Origin of the sequence: uncultured Flavobacterium sp., from assembly GCF_963975005.1 — a bacterium.
Taxonomy (GTDB): domain Bacteria; phylum Bacteroidota; class Bacteroidia; order Flavobacteriales; family Flavobacteriaceae; genus Flavobacterium.
Map to the genome: position 1 here is coordinate 1 of NZ_CAXBFR010000156.1, position 5,608 is coordinate 5,608.

The 5,608-nt window shown below is 29.7% G+C and carries 6 protein-coding genes; 5 read left to right on the plus strand and 1 reads right to left on the minus strand.

All coding sequences use genetic code 11. From position 1 onward, the window contains the following. The 5 genes from AACZ53_RS13475 to AACZ53_RS13495 all read left to right on the plus strand — a co-directional run. On the plus strand, positions 1-505 hold a 505-nt coding region (locus AACZ53_RS13475), incomplete at its 5' end, for a class I SAM-dependent methyltransferase (protein WP_339839482.1). Next, on the plus strand, positions 505-1,071 hold the full coding sequence (locus AACZ53_RS13480; protein ID WP_339839485.1) for an L-threonylcarbamoyladenylate synthase: 567 nt from the start codon (positions 505-507) through the stop codon (positions 1,069-1,071). The genes AACZ53_RS13475 and AACZ53_RS13480, both read left to right, overlap by 1 nt. Positions 1,072-1,133: 62 nt before the next feature. After that, on the plus strand, positions 1,134-2,549 hold the full coding sequence (locus tag AACZ53_RS13485) for an HD domain-containing protein (RefSeq protein WP_339839487.1): 1,416 nt from the start codon (positions 1,134-1,136) through the stop codon (positions 2,547-2,549). Between the two features lie 413 nt (positions 2,550-2,962). After that, positions 2,963-3,982: a COX15/CtaA family protein gene (locus AACZ53_RS13490; RefSeq protein ID WP_339839489.1), complete on the plus strand. Its 1,020-nt coding sequence runs from the start codon at positions 2,963-2,965 to the stop codon at positions 3,980-3,982. Positions 3,983-4,034: 52 nt separating this feature from the next. Next, entirely contained in the window at positions 4,035-4,808 is a 774-nt protein-coding gene (locus tag AACZ53_RS13495) for a CDP-alcohol phosphatidyltransferase family protein (protein WP_339839491.1), read from the plus strand. A 94-nt stretch (positions 4,809-4,902) separates the two neighbouring features. Here the strand turns inward: AACZ53_RS13495 and AACZ53_RS13500 are convergent. Continuing rightward, positions 4,903-5,608, minus strand: a 706-nt coding sequence (locus tag AACZ53_RS13500; protein ID WP_339839493.1) for a LytTR family DNA-binding domain-containing protein, incomplete at its 5' end; no start/stop codon positions are given.

A 5,608-nucleotide genomic window follows, 5' to 3' on the forward strand; every position in this document is an offset into this window, starting at 1 on the left:
AGTAGAATTTAAATCAAATCCTGTCGATTTTAAAATGACAAGTGATGTTTTCTTTCAAAAATTAAACAATAATGAGATATTAAATAATGATATAAAATTTGATGTTATATTTATTGATGGGTTACATCTTGCAGAGCAGGTAAACAGGGACATATTAAATGCATTAAATTTCATCAAAGATAACGGTTACATTGTCCTTCACGATTGCAATCCACCTTCTGAATGGCATGCGAGAGAAAATTTTCAATATATTAAAACTCCTGCTCACGGTGCATGGAATGGAACTACTTGGAAAGCATTTTTAAAATGGCGTTTTAATCCTGATGTCAATTCTTGCTGTATAGATTCTGATTGGGGTGTTGGGATAATTTCTAAAAAACAAGAAATTGGAAAAATAATTGAAGCTGAAAACTCTTTTTTTGAATTCAACATGTTGGATAAAAACAGGAAAAAATATTTAAATCTAATTAGTTTTGAATCTTTTAAAAACTTAACTTTCAAATAATGGACATAAACACAGAAATAAACAACGCTTACGAAGTAATAAAAGAAGGTGGAATAATCCTTTATCCAACTGACACTATTTGGGGAATTGGTTGCGATGCCTCTAATGAAGAAGCTGTAGCTAAAATCTATGCACTAAAAAAGCGACAAGAAAGCAAAAGCATGATTTGCTTAATGAATTCAGATAAAATGGTTTTCAATATCTTTAAAGATATACCAGAAGTAGCTTGGGAAATTTTAGACATGTCCGAAAACCCTACTACTTTAATATTAGACAAACCTAAAAACGTAGCTAAAAATTTAATTGCAGAAGACAATACTTTAGCCATTAGAATCGTAAAAGAACCTTTTTGTTTCAAACTCATGGAGCGCATGAAGAGACCTTTAGTTTCAACGTCAGCTAATTTTTCAGGTATGCCTTCCCCAAAATCTTTCAAAGAAATTGACCCAGAAATTATAAAAGGTGTTGACTATGTAGTAAATTTGCAAAAAGATAAAATTTGTAAAAATCCTTCAACTATTATTAAGTTAGGGTTGGATAGTCAAGTGAAGATTATTCGTAAGTAAAATTCCAAAAAATAAATCCCAAATCCCAATTACAGGAATTTGCGAATTTGAGGTCAAAAAAAATGAATTACACAAAAGCACTAAATAACCCAATATTCAAAATCATTGCAAAGGCAAGTCAAGAACTTAATGTAGAAACTTATGTTATTGGCGGTTTTGTTCGTGATTTCCTCTTAAATAGGCCTTTAAAGAAAGACATTGACATTGTAGCTGTAGGAAGTGGAATTGATTTAGCGCTGAAAGTTTCAGCTCTTCTTCCCAACAAACCAAAAGTCCAAGTTTTTAAAAACTACGGAACAGCAATGCTCCGCTATAAAGACACAGATATTGAATTTGTTGGTGCACGAAAAGAAAGTTATCAAACAGAAAGTCGAAACCCTAAAGTTGAAATTGGAACGCTACAAGATGATCAAGAAAGACGAGATTTTACTATAAATGCACTAGCCTTTTCTTTAAATGAAGAAAATTATGGTGATTTAGTTGATCCTTTCAATGGTGTAAGAGATTTAGAGTCAAAAACTATAAAAACACCTTTAAATCCTGATATTACTTATTCGGATGATCCTTTGCGAATGATGCGTGCAATTCGTTTCGCAACACAATTAAATTTTGAAATTGAAACAGAATCTTTAGAAGCAATTACTAGAAATAAAGAGCGAATTTCAATCATTTCTGGGGAACGAATTGTAGATGAATTAAACAAAATTCTTTCTACAGACAAACCTTCAACAGGGTTTTTAATACTATATAAAACTGGCCTTTTAGACATCATTTTACCTGAATTAACAGCTTTAAATAATGTAGAAGAAATTGAAGGTCACACCCACAAAAATAATTTTTATCACACATTAGAAGTTGTAGATAATATTTGTCCGAACACAAATGATGTTTGGTTGCGTTGGGCTGCATTATTACACGATATTGGAAAAGCTCCAACTAAAAAATTTAGTAAAAAGAATGGTTGGACATTTCACGGTCACGAATTTTTAGGTGGAAAAATGGTTAAAAAAATCTTTCTTAGATTACACATGCCATTGAATCAAAAATTGAAATTTGTCCAAAAAATGGTAATAATGAGTTCGCGTCCTGTAGTATTATCTCAAGAAATTGTGACTGATTCTGCCGTTAGACGTTTGGTTTTTGATGCTGGTGAAGATGTAGAAAATTTAATGACACTTTGTGAAGCTGATATCACCACCAAAAATCCTCATAAATTCAAGAAATATCACAACAATTTCAATATAGTTAGACAAAAAATTGTAGAGGTCGAAGAACGAGATCATGTTAGACAATTTCAACCACCTATTTCTGGTGAACAAATAATGGAAATATTTAACCTCAAACCTTCAAGAGAGATTGGCACCCTAAAAGAAGCCGTTAAAGAAGCCATTTTAGAAGGAGAAATACCAAATGAATATGAAGCTGCTTATCAATTTGTATTGCAAAAAGCTGAAAAAATGGGTTTACAAAAAGTTTAACTTTTGTTTCTTTTATTTACAATAGACTTAAAGTAATTTTACTAAAATATTAAGCATGGATAGTTTTGGAATATTTTTCACTATTTGCATAATAGTGGAAATTATTGTTTTAAATATACTTTTTTCAAAAAAAATCAAGAATAGAAAACTTAAAGTTAAGAAAATAAGTCTTTTTTACTTTATCATTTCCTTAGTTTCATTCTTATTTGTTTTTATTATTGTAAATTTATTTTATCAGTTCCTTCAAAAGCATTTGCTAAATAATTTAATCCAATCGAATATTTCTATTCGACTTATAATTATGAATTTAATACTAATATTATTGCCATTATTACAACTTTTAATATCTCAGATTTTCATAAATCTAATTGATAAAAAGAATAAAATAAACGAAATTACACTAATAGGTCAAAATGAAAAACAATAAACCAGTCATAATATGGCTACTTTCAGGATGTGTGTTACTATTTATCATGGTAATGGTTGGAGGAATTACACGTTTGACTAATTCGGGCTTATCCATGACGGATTGGCATTTAGTGACTGATACGTTTCCACCATTAAGTGAAGAAAAATGGGTTGATGCTTTTGAAGAATACAAGAAATTTCCTGAATACCAAAAAATAAATATTCACAACGACTTTACACTTTCTGATTATAAATTCATCTATTTTTGGGAATGGTTTCACCGTTTTATAGGACGAATTATTGGTATCGTTTTCATAATTCCTTTCGTTTATTTTTTAATTAAAAAGAAATTAGACAAAGAAACAATTAAAAAATGTATAATTCTACTTGGAATGGGTGCGTTTCAAGGGTTTTTAGGTTGGTTTATGGTAAGAAGTGGATTAATAGATAATCCTGATGTGAGTCACTTTAGATTGGCCTTACACTTAACCTTTGCGTTTATTACTTTTGCTTATACGCTTTGGGTTGTACTAGATTTAATCTATCCTCAAAAAAATGACATCTATAAATCGTTGAGAACTATTGCAAGAGTTGCTTTAGTTGCTCTTATTATTCAAATTATTTATGGCGGTTTTGTTGCTGGTTTAAATGCTGGATTAGTTCATAATCATTGGCCTTTGATGAGCGACGGGCAATTTATTCACGAAAGTGTATTTATTGAACAATCCTCATTATTTAAAAATTTGGTTGAAGGGAAAAGTGGTGTTCAATTTGTGCACAGAACTTTTGCTTATGTCGTAGTTGCTTTAATCGCATTCTTATACTACAAAAGCAGAAAAATTAACCTAAACAAAACTCAAAGCAGAGGTTTAAAAATACTATTGTCTTTTGTGTTTTTGCAATTTATTCTTGGTGTTTTTACCTTAATTTTTCACGTTCCAATGTGGTTAGGCTTAATACATCAATTGATGGCTTTCTTACTTTTATCAGCTATGATATTTGTATTACATCGTTTATCAAAATAAAATAGTATATTTACTACCTGACTATATTGTCACATTTCTTTGATTATTATACATGTCAAAACTTGCCGAAAAAGATAAATTTTTAGATTTATCAGACTATGGAAGAACCTTTGGAAAAGCCTTTGCTTTACAATTAAAAAACACCAAATTCACACCAATTCACGTAACTTTACTTTTCGGAATTTCCGGATTAATTGCTATATATTGCATCCTAAATCACTACTATTTTACAGCTGGTTTCTTCATCATTTTGAAGTCAATTATCGATGCTGCAGATGGTGAGTTAGCCCGTATTAAAAATACGCCATCTTACACCGGAAGATACCTCGATAGTGTATTCGATATTGTCTTAAATTTTATGTTTTTTATGGCAATTTGTTTTGTCTCAAACACCTCTTTATGGTATACTATTTTGGCTTTTTTTGGCATACAATTACAAGGCACTTTATACAATTATTACTATGTGATTTTAAGAAATAAATCGGTTGGTGGTGACGCAACAAGTAAGATTTTTGAATACAAATCGCCAAAAGCTTTACCTGGTGAAAGTCAAAAATCGGTTGATATTTTATTCAAAATCTACACTATTGTTTATGGTAGTTTTGATAAAATTATTCACTTTCTAGACAAAGATGCATACAAGGTAAAAAGGTTTCCAAATTGGTTTATGACTTCATTATCTGTTTTTGGATTAGGTTTTCAATTGTTAATAATAGCCATAATGTTACCTCTAAATTTGATAGAATTTATTGTGCCTTTTTTCATTTCATTTACAATACTAATTTTTGTTTTTATTGGAATAAGAAAACGCTTTATTAAGGCTTAAAATCACGATAGATAATTCCTATAGTATCATTCTATTTAATTAACAATCAAAATTTTACGTATAGTTACATATATAAAAAGTTTAATGTACAGTTTTAACCGATCCAAGTCTTAAAATCAGAAACTTTTTCTCTTGAAACTATAACTTCTTCCTCTTTATAAGAAGGCAAAATAACTTTCAATCTAGAATTGCTATAAACCTGAATTTCATTAATAGCCTTTAAAGGAATGATGAACTTTCGACTTACACGATAAAATTCTTTTGGATCTAACTCCACTTCTATTTGCTCCAAAGTTGTATCTAAAAGATAATTTCGGTTTTCGAAAGTATGTAGATAAGTTCCTTTATTTTCACTAAAAAAACATTCAACCTCATCAATTGAAATCACTTTAAGTTGTTGTCCAATCTTTACAGAAAATCTGTTTTTGTATTCTTTCGTTTCAGTTCCTAAAATCATCTTCTTAATCATTTCAAAATCTAAAGTTGAAACCGTACTTTTTCGGACTTGATTCTTGAATTTATTTACAGCAATTTCCAAGTCAACATCATCAATTGGTTTTAGCAAATAATCGATGCTATTTAACTTAAAAGCACGCAACGCATATTCATCATAAGCAGTGGTAAAAATGACCGCACTTTTGATGTCAATTTGTTCAAAAATTTCAAATGATAATCCATCAGAAAGTTGAATGTCTAAAAAGATCAAATCAGGATGATTATTGTTTTGAAACCATTCAATTGATTCTTCGACTGAATGCAAAAGTGTATTCACTTCTAATCCTAATTTTTCAACTTTTCGT

What these genes read in the sequence shown, in the direction of transcription:
- AACZ53_RS13490 (WP_339839489.1), top strand. Translation starts at nt 2,963, where the DNA reads ATGAAAAACAATAAACCAGTCATAATATGGCTACTTTCAGGATGTGTG.
- AACZ53_RS13480 (WP_339839485.1), top strand. Translation starts at nt 505, where the DNA reads ATGGACATAAACACAGAAATAAACAACGCTTACGAAGTAATAAAAGAA.
- AACZ53_RS13495 (WP_339839491.1), top strand. Translation starts at nt 4,035, where the DNA reads ATGTCAAAACTTGCCGAAAAAGATAAATTTTTAGATTTATCAGACTAT.
- AACZ53_RS13485 (WP_339839487.1), top strand. Translation starts at nt 1,134, where the DNA reads ATGAATTACACAAAAGCACTAAATAACCCAATATTCAAAATCATTGCA.